This window comes from Clostridium carboxidivorans P7 (assembly GCF_001038625.1).
In the GTDB taxonomy this organism is placed as follows: domain Bacteria; phylum Bacillota; class Clostridia; order Clostridiales; family Clostridiaceae; genus Clostridium_AM; species Clostridium_AM carboxidivorans.
Genome location: NZ_CP011803.1, coordinates 1,225,113 through 1,247,279, shown reverse-complemented (window position 1 = coordinate 1,247,279; position 22,167 = coordinate 1,225,113). Strand labels below are relative to the sequence as shown.

Annotated in this window: 19 protein-coding genes; 14 read left to right on the top strand and 5 right to left on the bottom strand. The window is 29.6% G+C overall.

Features of this window, described 5'->3' with window-relative positions; genetic code table 11:
• Positions 1 to 106: 106 nt before the first annotated feature.
• The gene (locus Ccar_RS05380) at positions 107 to 1,636 is read left to right on the top strand and encodes a methyl-accepting chemotaxis protein (RefSeq protein WP_048029965.1); all 1,530 of its coding nucleotides are present in this window, start codon (positions 107 to 109) and stop codon (positions 1,634 to 1,636) included.
• A gap of 429 nt (positions 1,637 to 2,065) precedes the next feature.
• Here the strand turns inward: Ccar_RS05380 and Ccar_RS05375 are convergent, their stop codons facing one another.
• Positions 2,066 to 3,304: an aspartate aminotransferase family protein gene (locus Ccar_RS05375; RefSeq protein WP_007060749.1), complete on the bottom strand. Its 1,239-nt coding sequence runs from the start codon at positions 3,302 to 3,304 to the stop codon at positions 2,066 to 2,068.
• Positions 3,305 to 3,923: 619 nt separating this feature from the next.
• Here Ccar_RS05375 and Ccar_RS05370 point away from each other — a divergent pair.
• The 5 genes from Ccar_RS05370 (at position 3,924) to Ccar_RS05350 (ending at position 7,985) form a co-directional block, all read left to right on the top strand.
• Positions 3,924 to 4,787 carry a LysR family transcriptional regulator gene (locus Ccar_RS05370; RefSeq protein ID WP_007060750.1) on the top strand — a complete coding sequence of 288 codons (864 nt, stop codon included), beginning with the start codon at positions 3,924 to 3,926 and terminating at the stop codon, positions 4,785 to 4,787.
• Between the two features lie 173 nt (positions 4,788 to 4,960).
• On the top strand, positions 4,961 to 5,836 hold the full coding sequence (locus Ccar_RS05365) for a substrate-binding periplasmic protein (RefSeq protein ID WP_048029964.1): 876 nt from the start codon (positions 4,961 to 4,963) through the stop codon (positions 5,834 to 5,836).
• A 159-nt stretch (positions 5,837 to 5,995) separates the two neighbouring features.
• Entirely contained in the window at positions 5,996 to 6,643 is a 648-nt protein-coding gene (locus Ccar_RS05360; protein WP_035774635.1) for an amino acid ABC transporter permease, read from the top strand.
• Positions 6,640 to 7,401: an amino acid ABC transporter ATP-binding protein gene (locus Ccar_RS05355; RefSeq protein WP_007060753.1), complete on the top strand. Its 762-nt coding sequence runs from the start codon at positions 6,640 to 6,642 to the stop codon at positions 7,399 to 7,401. Before Ccar_RS05360 ends, Ccar_RS05355 begins: the two co-directional genes overlap by 4 nt.
• Positions 7,383 to 7,985 carry a cytidylate kinase-like family protein gene (locus tag Ccar_RS05350; protein ID WP_007060754.1) on the top strand — a complete coding sequence of 201 codons (603 nt, stop codon included), beginning with the start codon at positions 7,383 to 7,385 and terminating at the stop codon, positions 7,983 to 7,985. Before Ccar_RS05355 ends, Ccar_RS05350 begins: the two co-directional genes overlap by 19 nt.
• 75 nt (positions 7,986 to 8,060) lie before the next feature.
• On the opposite strand, the gene Ccar_RS05345 is transcribed toward Ccar_RS05350, so the two are convergent.
• Together Ccar_RS05345 and Ccar_RS26275 are read right to left on the bottom strand one after the other, a co-directional pair.
• Positions 8,061 to 9,260 carry an FprA family A-type flavoprotein gene (locus tag Ccar_RS05345; protein WP_007060755.1) on the bottom strand — a complete coding sequence of 400 codons (1,200 nt, stop codon included), beginning with the start codon at positions 9,258 to 9,260 and terminating at the stop codon, positions 8,061 to 8,063.
• Positions 9,261 to 9,310: 50 nt separating this feature from the next.
• Complete coding sequence (locus tag Ccar_RS26275; protein WP_007060756.1) at positions 9,311 to 11,215, bottom strand: acyl-CoA dehydrogenase family protein; 1,905 nt, start codon at positions 11,213 to 11,215, stop codon at positions 9,311 to 9,313.
• Positions 11,216 to 11,680: 465 nt separating this feature from the next.
• Between Ccar_RS26275 and Ccar_RS05335 the strand changes: the two genes are divergently transcribed.
• The gene (locus Ccar_RS05335; RefSeq protein ID WP_007060757.1) at positions 11,681 to 12,151 is read left to right on the top strand and encodes a metallophosphoesterase family protein; all 471 of its coding nucleotides are present in this window, start codon (positions 11,681 to 11,683) and stop codon (positions 12,149 to 12,151) included.
• Positions 12,152 to 12,497: 346 nt separating this feature from the next.
• Positions 12,498 to 13,451, top strand: coding sequence for a GlcG/HbpS family heme-binding protein (locus tag Ccar_RS05330; protein ID WP_007060758.1), 954 nt, complete (start codon positions 12,498 to 12,500; stop codon positions 13,449 to 13,451).
• Between the two features lie 163 nt (positions 13,452 to 13,614).
• Here the strand turns inward: Ccar_RS05330 and Ccar_RS05325 are convergent, their stop codons facing one another.
• Positions 13,615 to 14,976, bottom strand: a complete 1,362-nt coding sequence (locus Ccar_RS05325) for a citrate:proton symporter (RefSeq protein WP_007060759.1) — start codon at positions 14,974 to 14,976, stop codon at positions 13,615 to 13,617.
• Between the two features lie 332 nt (positions 14,977 to 15,308).
• Here Ccar_RS05325 and Ccar_RS05320 point away from each other — a divergent pair, with 332 nt between their 5' ends.
• The 6 genes from Ccar_RS05320 (at position 15,309) to yyaC (ending at position 20,736) form a co-directional block, all read left to right on the top strand.
• Complete coding sequence (locus Ccar_RS05320; protein WP_048029961.1) at positions 15,309 to 16,232, top strand: LysR family transcriptional regulator; 924 nt, start codon at positions 15,309 to 15,311, stop codon at positions 16,230 to 16,232.
• Positions 16,233 to 16,398: 166 nt separating this feature from the next.
• Positions 16,399 to 16,893: a PTS sugar transporter subunit IIA gene (locus Ccar_RS05315; RefSeq protein ID WP_007060762.1), complete on the top strand. Its 495-nt coding sequence runs from the start codon at positions 16,399 to 16,401 to the stop codon at positions 16,891 to 16,893.
• Positions 16,894 to 17,185: 292 nt separating this feature from the next.
• Entirely contained in the window at positions 17,186 to 17,836 is a 651-nt protein-coding gene (locus Ccar_RS05310) for a chloramphenicol acetyltransferase (protein ID WP_007060763.1), read from the top strand.
• 77 nt (positions 17,837 to 17,913) lie between these two features.
• Positions 17,914 to 18,540: an ankyrin repeat domain-containing protein gene (locus Ccar_RS05305; RefSeq protein WP_007060764.1), complete on the top strand. Its 627-nt coding sequence runs from the start codon at positions 17,914 to 17,916 to the stop codon at positions 18,538 to 18,540.
• Positions 18,541 to 18,785: 245 nt separating this feature from the next.
• Entirely contained in the window at positions 18,786 to 19,583 is a 798-nt protein-coding gene (locus Ccar_RS05300; protein WP_007060765.1) for a hypothetical protein, read from the top strand.
• A gap of 478 nt (positions 19,584 to 20,061) precedes the next feature.
• Entirely contained in the window at positions 20,062 to 20,736 is a 675-nt protein-coding gene (gene yyaC / locus Ccar_RS05295; RefSeq protein WP_007060766.1) for a spore protease YyaC, read from the top strand.
• 73 nt (positions 20,737 to 20,809) lie between these two features.
• On the opposite strand, the gene Ccar_RS05290 is transcribed toward yyaC, so the two are convergent.
• Complete coding sequence (locus Ccar_RS05290; protein ID WP_007060767.1) at positions 20,810 to 22,162, bottom strand: DUF6179 domain-containing protein; 1,353 nt, start codon at positions 22,160 to 22,162, stop codon at positions 20,810 to 20,812.
• Between the last annotated feature and the right edge of the window lie 5 nt (positions 22,163 to 22,167).

Sequence of the window (22,167 nt, the reverse complement as noted above, 5' to 3'; positions counted from 1 at the left end):
AATGAAAATTATAGTATAATTTATATTATAATTCAAATATTACAATAATCTATTACAAAAATTTCTTTGTTTTCAATGACAATAAATTAAGGAGCTGATTTATAATATGAATACTAATACAAGCAGTATAGTTAAATATCAAGTACAAACATTAAAATTTGTAATAATTATATATTCCATAAGCGCATTACTAGCAGGTTCTATGTTTTCAGTAATGAAGCTATTAGGATTATATGAAAAAGTTAAATGGCCTTATTTACTGGGTTTATTTTTAATAGGAATTTTAGAAATGATTTTTTTTAAAATTATGTACAAGCAAACAGTGGTAGATGGAAATTTAAATAGCAAAATGTTTAAAAACATGAAGATAACTACAGTTATTGTTTGTTACATAAACTATTTTTATATGAATTTTACCATTCCTTCGAGAGAACTTTGGGTAACTGTTTTCTATATGATTACTCTAACTTCTCTATTCTTAGATAATAAAATTAATATAGCCTCCATTATATTGAGTATTATCTGTGAAATTATTCTATTTACTTTAAATCCATATACATTACCTAATGAGTTTTTTTTAAGAGAATTAATACTTAGAATAACTTCTATATTCCTAGTTTCATTTGGGCTTTTTGCTTTTACATGGTTTGCATCTAAATTATTAAAATCTATTGAACAGAATGAAAATGAACTTAGAATAAATAATGAGAATATAAGCAATTTATTTAATAAAACTTCTGAATTTGCCAAAGATTTATTAAATTCAAGTGAAGCTTTAGCATCCATAGCTTCAGAAGAAAGTGCAACAATGGAAGAAATATCAAGCACTACTCAATCTATTACTAAGGATACAGATAAAATGTTAAAGGACTCTTCCGAAAATACTAAAGTACTTAATCAACTTTTAGATGCTAATAAATCTATATCTATAAAAGCTAAGAATACGGAAACTAATTCTATAAGTTTAATCAACTTATCTACTAAAAATGAAAAAGATCTAAATGAAACTCTAAATATCATAAATTCTATAAAAAACAGCATAGATAATACCCTTGATGCCACAAAAATACTTGAAAAAAAATCTAAACAAATTGATGAAATACTTCTTATAATAAAACAAATATCTGAACAAACTAATCTTCTTGCACTAAATGCATCAATTGAAGCTGCAAGAGCTGGTGAATTCGGAAAAGGATTTTCAGTTGTTGCAGATGAAATTAGAAAACTTGCTGAAGATACAAAAACATCATTGAATGATGCCTCTTTAATCACTAAAGATGTTAAAGAAAGAGTTGCTCAAGTAGACTATCTTATGACTGATAACTCAGAAAAAGTAAACAATGGCGACACTATTATAAATAACGCTGTTGAAAATATAAAGATTATGATTACTGAGTTAAAGGACTCAGGAAGCGATATTAATGAAATAAGTCAATTGACTACTACCCTTCTAGGAGAAACTAAAAATGTTGTTACATTTAACAATAACATTTATGAAACTATGAAAGAAACCATATCAAATTTCAATTTAGTTGATAAATCAATAAATGAAACTGCAGCAGTAAGTGAAGAATTGACAAGCAGTGCGGAAAACTTAAAGGACATAGCTGCTGAAATGAATAAATTGATTTCATAACCTACTTAAATCTTTTAGTTGTTTCCTCTAAGTTATATAGATTGTTAACTCTTCAATTTAACTTATGTAATTTACAAGTTTCAAGTTAATAATCCTTCAGCCTTAAAATTTATCATTAGTTTAGTTTTAAAGTTAACCATCTATATACTAACTTAGGACAATTATATTATATACTATTTTTAGGATTATTGCAATATTAATAAATAATACACTTATATATTATTAATTTATTAATAATTTATATCATTTTTTATAATATGTTAAACGAAGCAATCAATTTCATCCTGCTTTAAACTTCATCAATATGTATAATCATATACTATGTAAATTTCAAGCTCATATCATTGTCAACATATTATATAAAAAAACTGCTAATAAAAATACATTTATCAGCAGCCTTACAATTATCATATTCATTGGATAATTTTTCTAAACTACATTTTTAAGTTCAAGTGTTCTATATGCTTCTTCTGCGGATGCTTTTAAAATTTCATATGCTTTATCACAGTGATCTTTAGTTGCAATAAGTGGTGGAACCATACGAATTACAGAATCTCCAATCAAAGTAACCAGCATCTTTCTATCCAAACATCCATGTTTTACATCTTTACCTACAGGTTCATCAAATTCAACACCTACAAGTAGTCCTTTGCCGCGAACAGCTTTAATATACGGAAGTGTCTTTAATTTATCCATGAAATAGTTACCTATTTCTTTAGCATTCTCTGCCAAATGTTTATCTAATAATTCATTAATTTGAGCAAGTGAAGCTGCACAACATACTGGATTACCACCATAAGTTGTCCCATGAGATCCTACAGTAAAAGCCTTAGCCACTTCTTTAGTTGCACAAATAGCTGAAATTGGCATTCCTCCACCCATAGCTTTTGCCATAGAAACTATGTCTGGTTTTACACCATAACCCATATATGCCATAACATTACCTGTTCTACACCATCCTGTTTGAACTTCATCTAATAAAAGCAGCAAACCTTTCTCATCACAAAGTTCTTTAATACCATCCATAAATTCTTGAGTAGCTGGAATAACTCCACCTTCTCCTTGGACTGGTTCAATCATAATTGCAATAGTATTTTCTGTTACTAATGCTTTAAAGGATTCCAAATCATTAAAATCAGCATAAGAGAATCCTGGGAGCATTGGTTTAAGGCCAATTTGACAAGCATTATCAGGTTGTCCTGTAGCAGTTAATGCACCATAAGTTCTTCCATGAAAGCTGTTCTTTGCCGTTATAATATGGTATTTGTTTTTACCATATTTCTCTACACCATATTTTCTAGCCATTTTAATCATTGCTTCATTGGCTTCTGTTCCTGAATTTTGATAAAATATTTTATCCATGCCAATAGTTTTGCAAATTTTTTCTGCTAAAAGTGCTTGAGGAACCGTGTATGGATAATTGAATGTGTGAATTACATCTTCGACTTGTTCTTTCACAGCAGCAACAACTTTTTCATTACAGTTTCCTGCACTATTTACAGCAATACCACCATAAAAATCAAGATATTCCTCCCCTTTATCATTGTAAAGATACATACCCTTTGCACGTTCACAAACAAAATCATAACGTTCATACGTATCAATCATATACTTTTTTACTAATGCCTTTACATCTTTTTCAGTTAAATTCTTATCTTTTAATTTCATATTCATACTCCCCTTTATCTATAAATTTTCTTAATTTAAATTTAAAAAGCTTTCTCAATTGCATTAATGAAAGACTCTATACATGTTTTAATACTATTTGTTAAAGCCTTTTTGCCATAAAAAATTCATATAAAATATAATTATGGGCACTTAAGCAATTCTTTTGATAATTAATTTTAGTATTTCATTCATAAATGTGAATATTCTGAATTAAATTTTTATATCATAACAGTTTTATTAAGTAAGGTTAAACTCTCCTTTAACTGCATTTACTATAATTGCCTCCCCCCTAGTCTGCAGTGGTTTTAAAATTTGTTTCTCCTTTCTTACAAAGTTATCCTTTATGAACTTTTTTTCAATATTTGTATTATTCATTCGTTTTGACTATAATAATACATATTCTGAAAATAGTAAAATTACATTTTTGTATGTTAGACATTACATTTTTTCATACCTAAAAATTATATATACGTTTTCATTGTGTAAAATCAGTATTCCCGTAGGCCTCCAAATTTCAAGCTTAATTTATATTTAATCATATATTTTTATCACTATATCACACATAAATTAAATTTCTAAGTTAGATATTCGATACTTAGCCTTAAGGAGGAGATGTAAAATGGATTTAAAAAAATACGAACTTTTTTCTGATGTAGCTGATAGTGGCAATTTCACAATAAGTGGTAATAAACTTGGATATACTCAATCTGGAGTTAGCCACATAATAAAGGGATTAGAAAACGAATTTGGGTTTTCATTGTTTGTCAGGACAAGACGCGGAGTATCTCTTACAGACAATGGCAAAACAATTCTCCCTCTTATAAGACAGCTTTTAGCAAATAACTCTCATCTGGAGCAAACCATAAATGCTATAAATGGCTTAGTTACAGGTTCTATCACCATTGGTACATATTCAAGTATTGCTATAAACTGGCTTCCAAAAATCATATATGAATTTCAAAAAGATTTTCCAAGCATTAATATAAATATAAGAGAAGGCGGTATTGACGAAATAGAATCCTGGATTGAAAATAGTACCGTAGATTTTGGTTTTTGCAGTGAGAGAAATTCTCAAGAATTTGACTGGATACCCCTAAAAGATGATCCACTTATGGCAATTTTGCCAAAAGATTTTTCAATTCCTGAAAAAGGGGTTTATGAAATTTCTGATTTTCAAAATCAGCCTTTTATAATTCATGGATTAGGAATTGATTATGATATACACCTAGCATTAAGAAAAGCAAAGGTAACACCATGCATACACTTTTCATCTACAGATGACCACACCATTATTTCCATGGTTGCAAATCATCTTGGTATTAGCATACTTCCAAATCTAATTGTAAAAGATTGGTCAGCATTAATTACTGCCTTGCCACTTAAGCCATATACATTTCGGAGTTTGGGTATTGGAGTAAAATCTTTAAAATATCTTTCACCTGCTGCCAAAAAATTTATTGAATATACAAAAGAATTATTGTAAACATTTTAACATCTTGAAAATAAAGAATAATAAGATAATTAACATAATGGCAAAAACGCATTATTTCATTAACAAAAACGTAAAAAAACATATTATTTATTGACAATCTGTTAATCAGGTGCTATTCTGAATACAACAAATCACTGATTACTAAATTTTTGGGGGGATTACACATGAAAAAATTATTAACAAAAAAAATATTTTCAGTATTAACAATTTTAACTCTTATTGTATCACTAGTTGGATGCGGTAACAGCTCTTCAAAAAAGGAAGCAGCTCCTACAACAACTACTGTTAGCGCCGATAAACTTCAAGGTGCTTTGAAAGATTATACCTTTAAAATAGGAACTTCTGGTACTTATGCTCCATTTTCCTATTATGATAAGGATGGAAAAACTTTAATAGGATTTGATATGGACTTTCTTAAGGAATTACAAAAAATCTTAGGCTTTAAAATTGAAGGTGACAAGTTACAAGCTATGGATTATAGTCCATTAACTACATCCGTTGCTGAAGGTAAACTTGATTTTGTTGTAGCAGCTCTTTGTGCAACAGACAAAAGAAAAAAAGTAATGAATTTCACTGATACTTATTATAATGCAGGATTAACAGTAGTTACTAATAAAAATACTAGTCCAAAAGAAATAACTGGAATTGACAGTATTAAGAGTGGTAAATATAAGGTTGCTGTAGAAAAAGGAACTGCCAGTAATTTATATTTAGCTGCTGCTAATGTACCTCAAAATAATCTTCAAATACATGATTCTATTACAACAGCTCTTCAAGCACTTGAAGATGGTAAGGTAGATGCTGTAATTCATGATGCTCCTGGTACTGCATACTATATATCAACTAAAAAGGATACAAAACTTCAAATGGTTGGAAAATGGTTTGCACAGGATCAATCACAATATGCAGTTGCAGTTTCATTTAAAGCTGCTAAAAGCAATCCTCAATTAATGAGTATTTTAAATGCAGCAGTTAAAAAATTACATGACGATGGTACAATAACAAAACTTGAAGATAAGTGGTGTAAAGCTGCTAAATAATAAACTTTATGCAAGTAGCTTCCTTTGATTATTCAGACTGTTACAATAAATGCAGCACATTGATTGAATATGAATTAACCAAAGGAAGCTTTCACTATTTATTTTTCTATGATTATAACTACTATTGTAGCAAGTTTTGTGCTAGGAAGGGATGATATTATGGATTTAAGTTTTTTAAAAGTTCTTATGCCCATGCTTTTAGATGGACTAAAAATAACATTAGAAGTTTCAATGTTCGGAATCTTTTTTGGATTTTTAATAGGATGTTTATCTGGTTTTGCACTTCAATGCAAAAATAAAATTACAAAGGTTATTGCCAATATTTATTTATGGATTATTCGTGGAACACCATTAATAGTTCAAGCATTATATGTATACTTTGTTATACCAAAAATTACTGGACATGATATTCAGAGCAATGCTGCAGGAATTATAGTAATATCTTTAAATTCAGGTGCATTTATTGCTGAAATAGTGCGTGGCTCTTTAGAAGGAATCGACCTAGGTCAAAAAGAAGCAGGAGTATCTCTTGGTCTAACACCTTTTCAAACTTTATGGCATGTAGTTATTCCACCTGCTTTTAAATCAATGTTACCAGCTCTATTCAACCAATTTATTATTACAGTTAAGGATACGGCAATACTTTCTGTAATAGTAGTAAATGAAATAACAAAACAAATTCAAAATTATGCTGCAGTTACCTTTGATACCATACAAGCTTATAGTGCAGGTGCAGTATTCTATCTGGTGATAATCTCAATTCTCATTATTATTCAAAAACAAATTGAAAGAAGGGTTAAAGCATGAAAAGTTTGATAAAAATTGAAAATTTGTCTAAAAACTTTGGTGATCTGGAAGTGCTTAAGGATATTAATGTTGATGTTAATGAAGGTGAAGTTATATGTATCATTGGACCTTCTGGTTCAGGCAAAAGTACTTTGCTTCGTTGTATTAATCAATTAGAACTCCAATCTGGTGGAACTATATATTATGAAGATAAAAATGTTTGTGCTCAAAAAAATGATTTACGAAAATATCGAGAAGAAGTTGGTATGGTATTTCAAAGATTCAATTTGTTTCCTATGAAAACTGTACTAAAAAATATAACACTTGCACCAATTTTAACCAAAAAGAAATCAAAGGATGATGCTGAAAAAAAGGCAATGGAACTTCTAGAAAAAGTCGGTTTGTCATCAAAAGCAAATGTAATGCCTACTACATTATCTGGTGGTCAACAGCAGCGTGTTGCCATAGCTAGAGCACTGGCAATGGAACCTAGAGCTTTGCTTTTTGATGAGCCTACCTCTGCATTAGACCCCGAACTTGTGGGAGATGTGCTTGAAGTAATGCGTGATCTTGCAAAAGAAGGCATGACTATGATAGTAGTAACTCATGAAATGCAATTTGCTAGGGAAGTTTCAGATAGAGTAATTTTTATGGCGGATGGATATATTGTTGAAGAAGGAAAACCAGAAGAAATTTTTACAAGTCCTAAAAATCAACGTACGAGAACATTCCTTGCAAGAATAGTAGGTGATGATAATATATGCAAAAGTATTGTGTAACAATCAATAGACAATTTGGAAGTTTGGGAAGACCAATTGCAAGAGAACTTTCTACAATACTTGGAGTAGAATATTATGATAGAGATATAGTAGAAACCACTTCGCAAAAGTTGAATCTGCCAGTATCCACCATTAGTGATCATGAAGAAACAAGCTATACCTCAAATTTTCTTAATATGCTGTTTCCCTTAGGAGATAGTTCACTTGATAAACAAAATAAGATATTTGATACTCAAAGAAAGATAATATCAAATTTAGCTGACAAAGAATCCTGTATTATTGTTGGCAGGTGTTCAGATTTCATCCTTAAAGATTATAAAGACTGCTTAAATGTATTCATATATGCTCCTAGGGAAGCTCGTTTTAATAACTGTGTAAACATATTAAAAATGGATCCAGGAGAAGCAGTTCGTATGATTGCAGAGGTTGATAAAGCAAGAGAAAATTATTATAGACATTATGCTGGATACTCTTTTGAAGATATTGAACATAAACATATAATGATTGACAGTAGTTTGTTTGGTGTTAAAGGTACAGCAGAAATTTTATATAAGATAATAAGGAAAAAATTTAAGCTATCTTAAAAAATAAAAAACTGTGAAATTATAAGGCTATATCTATAATTTCACAGCTTTTTAATTAAAATAATGAAACAAGTTTTACTTCATTGATTCTATAATACTATCAGCAATAGCATCCATGGAATCTACATCTTTTTCCTTCAATGCTGAATTCACTGTCATATCACCATCTAAAATAGTCATATCTTTCATTTCATCTAAAAGCTCACGCATTAATTTAGCAGATTGAGGAGCCCAAGTACCATTTTCTATAAGAGCAAAAGTACGTTTTTGAAGATTTAAGGCTTTCATATCCATTATATAGTTTAGCATTGGTGGATAAATCTTTAAATTATAAGTTACAGAAGCAAGTACTACATGACTATATTTAAAGGTTTCAGAAATCAAATAAGATACATGAGTTTTTGAAACATCATACATAACTACATTAGTCATTCCTTTTTCTACTAGTCTAGTTGCTAAATCTGTAGCAGCTGCTTCTGTATTTCCATACATTGTTCCATAGACAATCATTACACCCTTTTCTTCTGGTTCATAACGACTCCATTTATCGTACTTGTCTAAAAAGTACCCAAGATCATTACGCCATACTGGTCCATGTAATGGGCAGATAGTTTTAATTTCAATGCTGCTGGCTTTTTTCAAAAGTGCTTGAACTTGAGGACCGTACTTTCCTACAATGTTTGTATAATATCTCCTGGCATCATCAATCCAATCACGGTCAAAATTCATTTCATCATTAAACAATTTACCATCTAAAGCGCCAAAGGAACCAAAGGCATCAGCTGAAAATAGCACACCATTTGTAGTATCATAAGTTACCATAACTTCTGGCCAATGTACCATTGGAGCTGATACAAATACAACATTATGTTTTCCAAAGGACATGGTATCTCCTTCTTTAACTTGTATTACATTGTCATCTATAGGGAAATCAAACTGATGCATGAACATGAATGCTTTTTCAGTACATATAATTTTTACATCCGGATAACGAAGAACAATCTCTTCAATACATGCTGCATGATCTGGCTCCATATGATTAATTACCATATAATCCAAAGTTCTATTTCCTAAAACTCCTTTAATATTTTCAATAAACTGGCGGCAAATTGACCAGTCAGCTGTATCAAAAAGTACTGTTTTCTCATCTAAAAGTACATATGAATTATAAGAAACCCCTCTTGGAATGGGATGAACATTTTCAAATAGGGCAAGACGATGATCATTACCTCCAACCCAATAAAGATCTTCAGTTATTTTTCTAACACAATACATTAATTAATCCTCCTTTAAAATAAAACAATAAATAAAACATATCATCTATATTAAACTTCTATAAAAGCATTTTTTTCTTCACCGCAAGCAGGACAAGTCCATTCTTCAGGTATATTTTCAAATAAGGTTCCAGGTGCTATTTCTCCTTCTGGATCACCGATTCCAGGATCATATTCATAACCGCATCCATTACATACATAATGCTTCCAAGTTGGAACAACTTTCTTTGGAACCTCTCTCTTCATCTTCTTCATTGGTGGAGCTTCCTTCTTTGCTTCTCCATTATCTAAAGCTTCAGTAAGAAGAGGTAGAATCTCAACTAAGTCTCCAACAATACCGTAGTCTGCATTCTTGAAAATTTTTGCATTAGAATCTATATTTATAGCAACAATAGTACTAGCATCCTTTATACCTTTTAGATGTTGACTTGCACCAGAAATTCCACAAGCAATATAAAGATTTCCCTTGAATTTTTGACCAGACATTCCTACATAACGATCCATTGGTACATATTTAAGAGTTTCAGCTACCGGACGTGAGGAACCTATAGCAGCACCTGCTTGAACTGCCAACTCTTCTATAAGTTTCATGTTTTCTCTTTCACCTATACCTCTACCTGCACTAACCACTCTTTCTGCTTTACTAATAGCAGTATCTGTAGGAATTCCAATTGTAAAATCATAACCATCCTTCTTAAGAGCTTCCACAAGAGCATTTACTTTTTCTTCAGCAGTCCCATCCTTGTAAATAATTTTCTTACGATAACCTGTACCAGATTCATGTTGGACTTTAGCTGTGTGCTCACTTTTGGGTATTTTACCAAGAATGCTGGCTGCAATAACTACACGTTGAATTTCATTAGTTCCTTCATATATTGTACAAATCTTAGCATCTCTATAAGCACGTTCAACTTCCATACCTTTAAGATAACCACTTCCTCCAAATATTTGAAGAGCATCGTTTACAATTTCAAGACAAACATCTGAAGCATACTGTTTTGCCATAGCAGCTTCCATATTATAATGCTCATGATTTTCCTTCAGCTCAGCTGCACTGTAAATAAGCAATCTAGCTGATCTGAGCTTTGTGGCCATATCTGCTAACTTAAAAGCAATGGCTTGCTGTCTACAGATAGGTTTACCAAATTGAATTCTTTCTTTTGAATATTCTAATGCATTTTCATAAGCTCCTTGAGCTATACCAAGAGCTTGTGCTGCAATACCAATACGTCCACCATCTAAGGTTGACATGGCAATCTTGAAGCCTTCCCCCTCTTTTCCTAATAAGTTTTCCTTAGGAACCTTAACATTGTTGAAAATAAGTTCTGCAGTTGCAGAAGAACGAATACCCATCTTGTCATAGTGTTGTCCAAAACTAAAGCCTTCCCATCCCTTTTCTACAATAAATGCACTGATTCCATGTGTGCCTATATTAGGTGTAGTAATTGCAAAAATTATATAAGTGTCAGCTTCGCCTCCATTGGTGATAAATATCTTTTCTCCATTTAAAATATAATAATCACCTTCTAAAACAGCAGTAGTTTCAGTACCACCAGCATCACTGCCAGCATTCTCCTCTGTAAGTCCAAATGCACCAAGCTTTTCTCCCTTTGCCAGTGGAATCAAATATTTTTGCTTCTGCTCTTCTGTTCCATAAGCAGCAATTGGATATGTGCCTAAAGATGTATGTGCAGAAAGAATTACACCTGTACCACCATCTACTCTTGATAATTCCTCAACGGCAATGGCATAACTGATTACATCTAAACCTGCTCCACCATATTGTTTTGCATATGGAATTCCAAGCATCCCCATATCAGCTAACTTTTTAATTACTTCTGATGGAAATTTATTTTCCTGATCTAGTGTAAATGCAATAGGTTTAACTTCTCCTTCAGAAAATTCCCTAATTTTTGTCCTCAAATTTTCATGCTGTTCTGTAGTTTTAAAAAACATAAATATACCTCCCCAAAATTAAAACATTTTCATGTATGTCCTTGCTTAATGAACTATATCAATGAAATCTTCTTAAATTCAGGTGACTCTTTTAATTCCCCCCTCTTTAAAAGTCATCTAATTAACATATTTGCTATTTCCATATATTCTAAGTAACGTCTAACAAGTAATTTTTATCAATTACTTGTAATATTTATATAATTTATTATACTACTTGATAATTATTGTTGCAACTTAGTTTAAAAATTTTTTTATTTATCACCAGTAAATGGATTAATAAATTTTAAATAGTTTCAAAACTATATAATTGTAGTATAATATTTTAAAATATAAAATTTTATACTATGTTTGATTGAAATCAATATAAAAATATATTTTTTTAATAGTATGAATAACTAGCTTTTTATTCCATAACACATATGAAGATATTAAAAAATCAATATAATGCACTAAGGAGAGGTTTTTATGAAGAAATATAAAATTGGAGTAATTTCTGATACCCACGGTCTTTTAAGAGAAGAAGTTTTAGAAATTCTAAAAGGATGTGATTTAATTATACATGCTGGAGATGTAGTAGATCCTACTATATTAAAGGAGCTGAAAAAAATTGCTCCTGTTACTGCAGTACGAGGTAATTGTGACAAAGGTAATTTTGCATATGAATTAAATAAAACAGAATTGGTAGAAGTGGAAAACATATTAATATATGTACTTCACGATATTGATAAACTAGATATAGATTTAGAAACGTCAGGTATCAATATTGTCATAAGCGGTCATTCTCACAGACCACTGAAAGTAAGACACGATAATGTATTATTTTTAAATCCAGGAAGTGCTGGTCCTAAAAGATTCAATTTACCTATAAGTATGGCAATATTAAATATAGATGATAATAGCATAGATGCAGAATTAATTAATATAAGTTCAGTATAAGTTCAGTATAAAATCAAAACTCTATACTCTATACTCTATATTTAGGGACATCTGCAATGATTTCACTCTCTGTAATATACATCCAAATACCATTTTTACATTTTCAGGTATATGGAAAATTTATTCATTGACATATAGTAAAGCTCTAAGATAAAATGAGTTCAAACTTTAGAAAACGTATTCACGTTTACTTGCAGAAACAATGGAAAAAACCAAACTTCAAACAAGTGATTTAATTGAAATTTAGCTATCAATAGTAGTAGAAATTTTAAATGCTATATTATAAGTAAAAATAGTCTTTGAAATTTTTAAGTAAATTATATATAATATGAAAGGAGTTTTATTAATGGGAAAAAATACTACTCAACCTGAAACTTTTGAAGCTCAAAACTCTAATATTAAAGTGGCAAGATCCATTGTAAATTTAGCACTTGCAAAGGAAATTACTGCTGCAGCTGAGGAGAAAGCAAAAGAGATAAAAGTTCCTATGTATATCACTATTGATGATGCTGATGCAAATTTAATTTCTATTAATAGGATGGCAGGAGCAATTTTAGTTAGTGAAAGAATATCACAAGGCAAGGCATATACTGCTGTTGCATTAAAAATGCCAACTAGCACTCTTGCAACTTTATCTCAGCCCGGAACAGCTTTATATGGTATCCAAAATGATAGCAAAATAGTTATTTTTGGTGGAGGTTTTCCTCTCGTATTAAATGGACAGGTTATTGGTTCTATTGGTGTAAGCGGTGGTTCTGTAGAAGAAGATATGTCCGTTGCACAAGCTGGTTTGAAAAAATATAAAGAAATTGCTGAAAGCTTAGGAAGTGATTCAGTAATAACACAATCAGAAGCTTCTAAAAATATAACCGATACAGAAATAACTGATTATGGAATTAATCTTGAACTAGCAAGAAAAATGGCTATTGCAGTTGAGAAAAAAGCTATAGAAATAGGAGTTCCAATGTGGTTTTCTGCAGTAGATAAAGGTGCTAATTTAATTTTAGAACAAAGAATGGAAGAAGCTTTACTTGTAAGTAGAGAAATTTCATTAAATAAAGCATATACAGCAGCTACTCTTAAACTTCCAACTGATGCAGTTGCTGAAGTTTCACAACCTGGAACATCTTTATATGGTGTTCAAAACGTTTCAAAAATGATTATTTTTGGTGGAGGTTATCCATTAGAGTATAATGGGAAAATTATAGGTGGCATTGGGGTAAGCGGCGGCTCTGTTGAAGAAGACATGCAAGTAGCTCAAGCCGCTATGGCTGTATATAATGCAGAATTAAAGAAATAACTTTTTAGTCATATATAAATATTGTAATTTAGCACTAAGGACTTTCAATATTTCTTGTAACTTTATGCATAAAAATGCTAACAAAAAAATTGCTGACAAAGTGGGTTTGTCAGCAGTGTAAATATTCAAATAATAATTTTTATTTGTAAATGTATTTTTAATTTTACAATGGAATTGATCCAGTTAAAATGAATACTAGAACATAAAGTGCAAATGCTGGAAGTCCTACTGCTAAGATTCCCTTCTGATAATCAACAAATTCAACTTCTGTTCTTCCAATAAGTATGTATATCCAAGCAACAAGTGGTGTTGCATAATAAGTTGCCAGTGGAATCATTGCTGCTACACCCATTGTAACTGAAGTAACTCCAAATCCAGCTGCAACTTTTGCTAGTACTGGTAATATTCCAAAGTAATATCCGTCTGAACTTAAGAAAATAAGTCCTGGTATTCCTAGTATTGCTGTAAAAATCGGAATAAACTTACCCATTCCAGCAGGTACTAAGCCTCCTAAAGTGGTAGCAATAGCTGTTCCCATACCACTTCCATTTAAAACTCCCATAAAAAATCCAGAACCAATAATCATTGCAGCAGCTGGCATTCCTTCTTCCATAGCTCCTGCTAATCTATCTTTTTGTTCCTTAAAATTAAATCCATAGTTGACTACAAGACATAGCGCTAAACCAATTAAGAATAAAATAGCACTATTTGCCATACCATCTACTAACATAACCATTATAATAACGGTACATATCAAGTTGAACCAAAAAGCCTTTGGTCTTTTTAATTCTGGATCATTCTTTCTAACAGCATCAAACATTTTTTCCATTTCTTCTTGAGAAATATTAACTGCTTTTGCTGGATCATATCCTAATCTTGCTCTTTCTTTTTTACCAATAAAGTATGCAAGTACAATGGCATAGATCATAACCACTACCATACCTGGCAACAATCTTGGAAAAAGTTCTGCTACATCTATGTTAAGGGCTGATAATACTCTAGCTAGCGGTCCTCCCCATGGAGTCATGTTAAATACTGAAGTCGGTAAAGCTATGAGAAGTGCTAGATAAATCCCCTTAATTTTAAATTGCTTATAAAGAGGCATGAAAGCAGCAGTGGTAATAAGTACTGTAGAAGTTCCATCTCCATCAAGAGATACCATTGCAGCAGTAAGTGTAGAAGCTACTATGATTTTAAGGGGATCTCCCTTAACTAATTTTATGATAGCTATAACTAGTGGATCGAATAAACCTACCTGCATCATTAAAGTAAAATAACTACATGCGAATAAAACCATTAATGCAGATTTAAAAGTTCCTGCAGTTACTTTTCCTTTAGCAACTTTATAAAATACTCCTTCAGTAACCCAATTTAAAGCATTCATTGGTGTTTGATTAGTTATTAAGCAATAAAAAATAGCAAAAACTAACGGAACAGCAACTAAAGCTACAAATGGACTAAGAGCCTTTTTATAAATTGCAACAATGAATATAAAAATGAGTATAGCACCCATAAGTGTTCCCATTATTAATACCTCCAAAAACATTTTTAATTATTAATACACCATACATAAAACATATATATTTTCTAGGGCCCACAGGAAAATGGTATTGTTTACAACTTAACAAAGTGTATGAAGCCATTATAGGATATTTTTCGACATTATTCAAATTGCTTATTTTTATACTTTTCATAGTCGCAAGCTATAGTTATATGTATTTTCTATAGTCTATTACAATAATTTACTTTTGTATTATTATATTTTCGTGCTATAATCAACTTAAATTATTGCACTGGTAATCATAACCACAACAGTGCATAACAAAGCATATAGTTCACAAAAAGGAGAGTGTTTTTTTGGAATTTAAAGATATAGAATATGCCTATGCAATTTCAAAATATCATAATATTACAAAAGCTGCTGAATTTCTTTATATAACGCAGCCTACTCTTAGTACATATATTAAAAACATGGAAAAAAGATTAGGATTGGTGCTATTTAAACGCAAAGGCAATAAAATAAATTTAACCTATGAGGGAGAAATTTTTATAGAAGAAGGGCTAAAAATACTTCATCAAAGGAACGAACTTTTGAATAGGCTAAATGAATCAGTTGATTCAGAAAGAGGAAAATTAAAACTATCAATTCCTATACTTAGGGGAAGCTATTTAATTCCAGCAATTTTACCTCTTTTCCATGAAAAGTTTCCAAATATAGACATCATGTTATCAGAAGGTTATTCTGCTGAAATCGAAAAAAATGTAAAGGATGGTATAAGTGATTTAGTCATTTTTAATAAACCTAATCGTAAATTATCTTTAGAATATGAAGTCATTCATCAAGAAGAAATGCTGCTTGTTATGCATAAAGATCACCCTTTAGCTAAAAAAGGAATGAAAATTGAAGGTTTACGTTATCCTTGGATGGATATTCGTCTTTGCAAGAATGAGGCATTTATTATTCAATTCCCATATCAATTTACGGGACAAATGGAAAGACATGTTTTTAACCAAGCAGATATAAATCCTCCAATTATGCTGCAAACCAGAAATATTGAAGCTTCTATAAGACTTGCTAGTTCAGGTTATGGATTAACCTTTATTTCTGAAAGTCACATTAAACATATTTGTTGTCCACAGACACCTGTATTTTTTTCTATTGGTTCTCCTATTACAGTTACAGATGTAATTGCTGCTTATTCAAGCAAAGAGTCTTTATCTAAATATGCACGAGAATTTATTAAAATTTCAAAAAAATGTTTAGGATCCAATAACTTATAGATTTACATATCTTTTAAGCAAAAATATAAAAGTACACTAAAAGAACATACAGATACACTAAAAGAACATGCATAATCGTTGACATTATTAAGCTCATTAGCTACAATTTAGTTAGTTTTTATGCTTTTTCAGCGAGGCAAACTAAAAGCGAGAGGGGTTTTTTCTTATGTTTAAAATGTATCAAGAACAACGTGAAGCAAATATTATAGTATCACCATCAAATGGTACTTTTGTGGAATTAACTGAAGTACCTGATCCATTATTTAGCCAGGGTCTAGTAGGAAATGGGTTTGCTGTTATTCCAGCAGACGGCATAGTAAAAGCACCTGTTTCCGGTAAAATCGTAACAACTGCAGAAAGCAAACATCTTGTAGGAATCAAAACAGAAGATAACTATGTTGTTTTAATTCATGTAGGTATAGGAACAGCTATATTAGAAGGAGAAGGATTTGAATACTTAATAGCAGGAAATCAAACTGTAAAAAAAGGACAAGATATACTAAAATTTGATTTAGATTTTGTAAAAGAAAAAGCACATAGTTCTTTAATTGTAACTACAATAACTAATGCTCCTAAAAATAAAACTGTATTATTATGGAATGATGATGTTACTGAATTAGTTGCTGGAGAAACTCCTGTAGTTAATGTAATAATTCGATAATATAAAAATGGGGCTACGTCATTAAGCAATATATTGTAATATTTATTCTTATTACAATAGCCCCCTTTTAATATCTTTTTATCACAAAAATACATATCCTATTTATTTTTTAATATAAATTCATTTTAATTTTATCTTAATATAATTCACCCACCTTCAATCCAATTCACACCATTCTTATGGGCATTTACAAGATTCCTCCTATTGATCAAATTTTACATATAACATATTGTATTGATATAATTACTATATATGTAGAAACTAATATTTTATATTAAGGAGGAATTAATTTATGTTTCATATAGTTGATTTGGAAAAATGGGAAAGAAAAGATCACTTTAAGTACTATACTGAGCAAATTAAGTGTGGTTATAGTATTACTGCAAATCTTGATGTTACTTCATTTAAGGAATCATTAAAAAAGAATAATCTAAAATTTTACCCTTCATTTATATATTGTGTTACTTATAACATAAATTCCATGCCAGAATTTTGTATGAGACTTAGAGAAAATAATCAGTTAATTGTGTACGATATTGTTCATCCTAACTATACCATTTTTCATAAAGATGATCATACCTTTTCAGATATTTGGTCAGAGTATACAGATGATTTTCATAAATTTTATGATAATTATAAAAAGGATATTGAAAAATATTCAAATGTTAAAGGAGTAAAAATCAAGCCAAATCAACCTGAAAACTTTTATTGTATATCATGTGTACCATGGTTAAATTTCACAGGATATTCCACATATAGTAATGGTTCCAATCCATCACTAATGCCAATTATAACATACGGAAAATATCATAAAGAAAATGAAAAATGGTTAATGCCCTTTACGGTTACAATATCACATGCAGCAGCTGATGGATATCATGTAAGCATGTTGATTAATAACATTCAAACAACAATAGATAAATTTAATATAGAACAAATATAATTAAGTTAAAATATTCTTATACAAGTTTACAAATACTAATTATTTAGGCATTATTTTATTTTTAGGAGGTGACTCATTTGGGTATACTTAGCAGCATATTTTCTTCAAACCACAAATCAATTTACGCAGCTATTAGAAAAGGAAATATAGATGACATAAAAGATTACTTAAATGGCTCTAACAATTTAAATTCCGATTTTCAACTTCAAAGTATACTTCATTATGCTATTGACAACTGTGAAAATAATTATTTTGAAACAATTAAACTTTTAATGAATAGCGGCATTGATATCAACAACCATCACAGCAAATTTTTAGAAACTCCTCTTCATAAACTTTGTGCAAGAGCAGTACCTCATATTGATATAATAACTATACTATTACAAAAAGGCGCTGAAGTTAATGCTGTCAATATATCTGGTAAAACTCCTGTATTTTACTGCAATTTTAGTTATTCTGTAGAGTTATTAAATCTCCTTATAAAATATGGAGCTGATATAAACATAAAGGATAAATATAAAAATACACTTCTTCATGATGACTATGTAAATTGTCTTGATGAACATTTTGAAGAATTTCTAAAAACATTATTAAATTTGGGTTTTGATATAAATTCAAAGAATGATTTAGGCCTAACGCCCTTAGCTCTTTGCAAAAATGAAAAAATTGAGGGTATTTTAGTAAAATACGGTGCATTTAAATAGTTTTATTTTTAAATATTAGGCATCTGAAAGAAAATAATTAATCCATATGTGACGAATATTTTTTGAATATGCCTTAAATAGTGGGGTTGTAGCATTAAGAAATTTATATTTGCAACAACCCCATATATAATCCACTCATTTTAACATCACAGGAAGATATAATATGTTTTTTTACTGTAATGTCATATTTGAAGATTAATAAGAATATTATATGGTAAAAGCTCTACATTTCCGGGGGTTGTAAAATGCCAGGAAGTATAAAAAAAATATTAGAAAGCGTTTTAAGCAAAGGAATTTATGACATTATTAAGTATTTAATTTTCATAGTGATTACTGGGATTACTGGGCTAGCAATGCATATTGTTGTTTCTAGCGTTGATTATTTGATACCTTATTCAATCATAATAGCCATTATTGCTGCAGCAGCTATGGGATTATTAGGATTATTTGCATATAAACAATATAGCCCTATATACAATGTATATACTAAAACCGATTTTAAATATATATTTTTAGAAAAAGAATGCTTCTATGAATATATAGACATGCACCACATAATATATCAAAAGCAGATTAAACTAAAGGTTCTATGCAAAAGTATTGATAGATACTATGATAAATATAATTGGACTGGCAGCGATAAAACTAAAATTAACAGTGCTGATAAAGATCATATAATCATATTAACAACCAAACGAGACTCATTTCAACAATTTGAAGTTCATTTTGGCAAAATCTATAAGAAAGGTGATATTATAAACCTACACTTGACTTTTGAATTGCAAGATAATGAAAATAAAGCTAATCCAGTCATATCTTCAACTATAGTAGAACCAACAAAGCTTCTCAGATTAAAAATTAAAATATCAGAAAACTATAGGAAAGGTTCAGCAAATGCTGAAATATTTCCTATTATAGATAGTCGTATTGCCTTGGATAAATGCGAAAAAAGTTTTGACAATAATGGAGTAATAAATTGGGAAATATCAAATCCTCCAATGTTATTAGTGTATTCATTACGATGGAATGTACCAAAATCATAATTTTTTAAATTTATAGTTATATAGTAACATAAAATGTGGCAATACTATATTATGTACAAAAGTATATTTTAAATCAAAAACAAAGGGTGATTTTATATGCACGACTAACAATTGGGGAATGTAAATAAATTTAAATTTCATAATAATTTATTTATATTCCCAATACTCACAAAACCTTTTATTATACAATTAATTTATTTTCTTCTATCATATCTCTATTTACATTTCCAAATAAACGCATTAAATAACACACTATGAATTGTGTAATATTTATAACACTATTGAAAATAATAAACTCCTCTCAGTTTTTTAATCAATTTTTTAAAGCTTATTAACTTTAACTTTCCTTTCTAAGATTTTTTAAGAATTCTTTAAGATTTTTTCATGATATTATTAAACAATTAAATAAAATATGTTAAAATGTAAGTAAATGTATAAACTTTATGAATAGATTTATAATTAAGAGAGGTGTGATATCATGGGGCTCTTTAGTAGTATTTACCAAAGTAGAATCTTAAAAAAAGAATATACAAGCTCTTTAGAATCTTCTTATACTGAAACAAAATCATCAAAAAAATTTATCGTAGAAAAAAATGAAACATACTACAATGGGGCTGCATTTTTCCATGAACTTATAAAAGACAATTTAAGTAATTTAGTTGTAATTTGTATTGGCACAGATAAATGCATATTTGATAGTTTGGCACCTTTTGTTGGAAGCATTTTAAAATCAAGAGGCTTTAGCCTTCCTATTTATGGCACAATAGAAAATCCTATTCATGCAGTTAATATATCACATTCTTTAATAGAAATAAAGAAAAATCATCCTAATGGTTTTTTTATAGCCATTGATGCTTGCTTTAGCAACAAAGAATCCCAATTTCAAATTCATTTAAGAAACTATCCTATTCATCCTGGTGCTGGAGTAAACAAAAAATTACCAAGTACAGGAGATGTATCTATAGTTGGAACCATAGCAGTTAGTAATGATGATGTTAAATTCTCCGATATTCGTCTAAATGATGTACTACACATGGCTAATAAAATTGCAGATATAATAATGGAGGCAGTCAAAAGTGATAAATTTGATGATTTGCACAAGGATAATATATTGAATTTTGCCAATTTTAAAAATAAACATCATTTTAAGTAAACACGTTACAAAATAATACAGCTGTTATATCAAGTATTTAAACATACTGATATAACAGCTTTAATTTTGCTACTTACAACTGTATTCTATCCCTAAGTTCTTTTATTTCCTTTTGTTCTTTCTCATTTAAACCTAAAATATACTTATTAAATTCCTGATACCATTGCTTTTCATATTCATTTTCAAGACTTAAATCATATATATATCTTGATAAAAGAACTACTTCCATTTGAGATAAGCTTTTAAAATAAGTAATATATTCATCTTCAAATAGACAATCAGCACTTAATATATCAAATAAATCTTCCAAACTACTAATGTTATCTTTAATTAATGATATTTTATCTTCCACTGAGGAACAATCTCTAATTTCTTCACTTAATTTTTTAAATTGAGCGTTTGACATACTTTCACCATCATTGTATTGAATCATTTCGTCCACATTATCTTCTTTAAAAGATAGAAATACTGATTCTAATCTATTTATTTTTACGTTTTCTTTTATCAATAAAGCTGCTTTCAATGCAGATTTTTTCATATAAGCTATCAATGCCTCATTTTTAATATCCAAAACTTCCGAGCACTTTTTCACACACTTTAACAATTCTAATTGTAATTCTTCCAAAGATAATTTTTCTAATTTATTTTTTATGCACTTCCTATCCAAATTACTAATATTAAGGTTATTTGGCTCCTTACCACAAATAATCATTCCTAATGAATTAATAAATACCAATTCAAATATGTTTATCAACAACAATTCACAGTTTTTGTCATAAGCTTTTAACAACTTATTAATTTCACTAATACAAAATTTATTACAAAACTCATTTTCTAAACTTAAAGTCTCTAAATAATTATATATATATTCAATACCTGTACGGTTCATATTATCAATGTGAAGCTGATAATCTATTGATCCTGAACCTTCATGAGCTGCAAAAAAACTATTATATTCTTTAAAAAACAACGGAATTCCATAATCTATAGTATCGTTATAAGAGTAATTATCAACTTTAAGTTTATTTTTACTAATTTGGTATAATAGCTTCTTACTATATAATACTTTTTTACTAATCAAATCCTGTCCTTTACTCAACATTTCAAATAGGCTAGTATTCTTTATTTCTTTGATTACAAGTTCCATATTGTTAAAGCTTTTTAAATAGCTCCCTATAGTATAATCAATACATTTCAAAATGCTTTCAACTGTCTCTACTCTAACCGAGCTGCTTTCATCCTTTGTGTAATATTTTAATTTCTCCTTTAAAAGCTCCATTCTTTCATAGTATACTTTTCTTAAGGTATTATCATTTAGTAATTTTTTCTGATAACAAATTCCTAAAATCTCTTTTAAAAAACTTTCCTCATCAAGGTTCTCTCCTGCAAAATAATCATATTTTTCAATACTATTACTCTTACCCATACTTC

Bases quoted from the DNA above. Each gene is read 5' to 3' on its own strand.
- Ccar_RS05370 (WP_007060750.1), top strand. From the start codon at position 3,924: ATGGATTTAAAAAAATACGAACTTTTTTCTGATGTAGCTGATAGTGGC.
- Ccar_RS05315 (WP_007060762.1), top strand. From the start codon at position 16,399: ATGTTTAAAATGTATCAAGAACAACGTGAAGCAAATATTATAGTATCA.
- Ccar_RS05325 (WP_007060759.1), bottom strand. From the start codon at position 14,976: ATGGGAACACTTATGGGTGCTATACTCATTTTTATATTCATTGTTGCA.
- Ccar_RS05350 (WP_007060754.1), top strand. From the start codon at position 7,383: ATGCAAAAGTATTGTGTAACAATCAATAGACAATTTGGAAGTTTGGGA.
- Ccar_RS05375 (WP_007060749.1), bottom strand. From the start codon at position 3,304: ATGAAATTAAAAGATAAGAATTTAACTGAAAAAGATGTAAAGGCATTA.
- Ccar_RS05380 (WP_048029965.1), top strand. From the start codon at position 107: ATGAATACTAATACAAGCAGTATAGTTAAATATCAAGTACAAACATTA.
- Ccar_RS05360 (WP_035774635.1), top strand. From the start codon at position 5,996: ATGGATTTAAGTTTTTTAAAAGTTCTTATGCCCATGCTTTTAGATGGA.
- Ccar_RS05335 (WP_007060757.1), top strand. From the start codon at position 11,681: ATGAAGAAATATAAAATTGGAGTAATTTCTGATACCCACGGTCTTTTA.
- Ccar_RS26275 (WP_007060756.1), bottom strand. From the start codon at position 11,215: ATGTTTTTTAAAACTACAGAACAGCATGAAAATTTGAGGACAAAAATT.
- Ccar_RS05355 (WP_007060753.1), top strand. From the start codon at position 6,640: ATGAAAAGTTTGATAAAAATTGAAAATTTGTCTAAAAACTTTGGTGAT.
- Ccar_RS05290 (WP_007060767.1), bottom strand. From the start codon at position 22,162: ATGGGTAAGAGTAATAGTATTGAAAAATATGATTATTTTGCAGGAGAG.
- Ccar_RS05345 (WP_007060755.1), bottom strand. From the start codon at position 9,260: ATGTATTGTGTTAGAAAAATAACTGAAGATCTTTATTGGGTTGGAGGT.
- Ccar_RS05300 (WP_007060765.1), top strand. From the start codon at position 18,786: ATGCCAGGAAGTATAAAAAAAATATTAGAAAGCGTTTTAAGCAAAGGA.
- Ccar_RS05330 (WP_007060758.1), top strand. From the start codon at position 12,498: ATGGGAAAAAATACTACTCAACCTGAAACTTTTGAAGCTCAAAACTCT.
- Ccar_RS05365 (WP_048029964.1), top strand. From the start codon at position 4,961: ATGAAAAAATTATTAACAAAAAAAATATTTTCAGTATTAACAATTTTA.
- Ccar_RS05310 (WP_007060763.1), top strand. From the start codon at position 17,186: ATGTTTCATATAGTTGATTTGGAAAAATGGGAAAGAAAAGATCACTTT.
- yyaC (WP_007060766.1), top strand. From the start codon at position 20,062: ATGGGGCTCTTTAGTAGTATTTACCAAAGTAGAATCTTAAAAAAAGAA.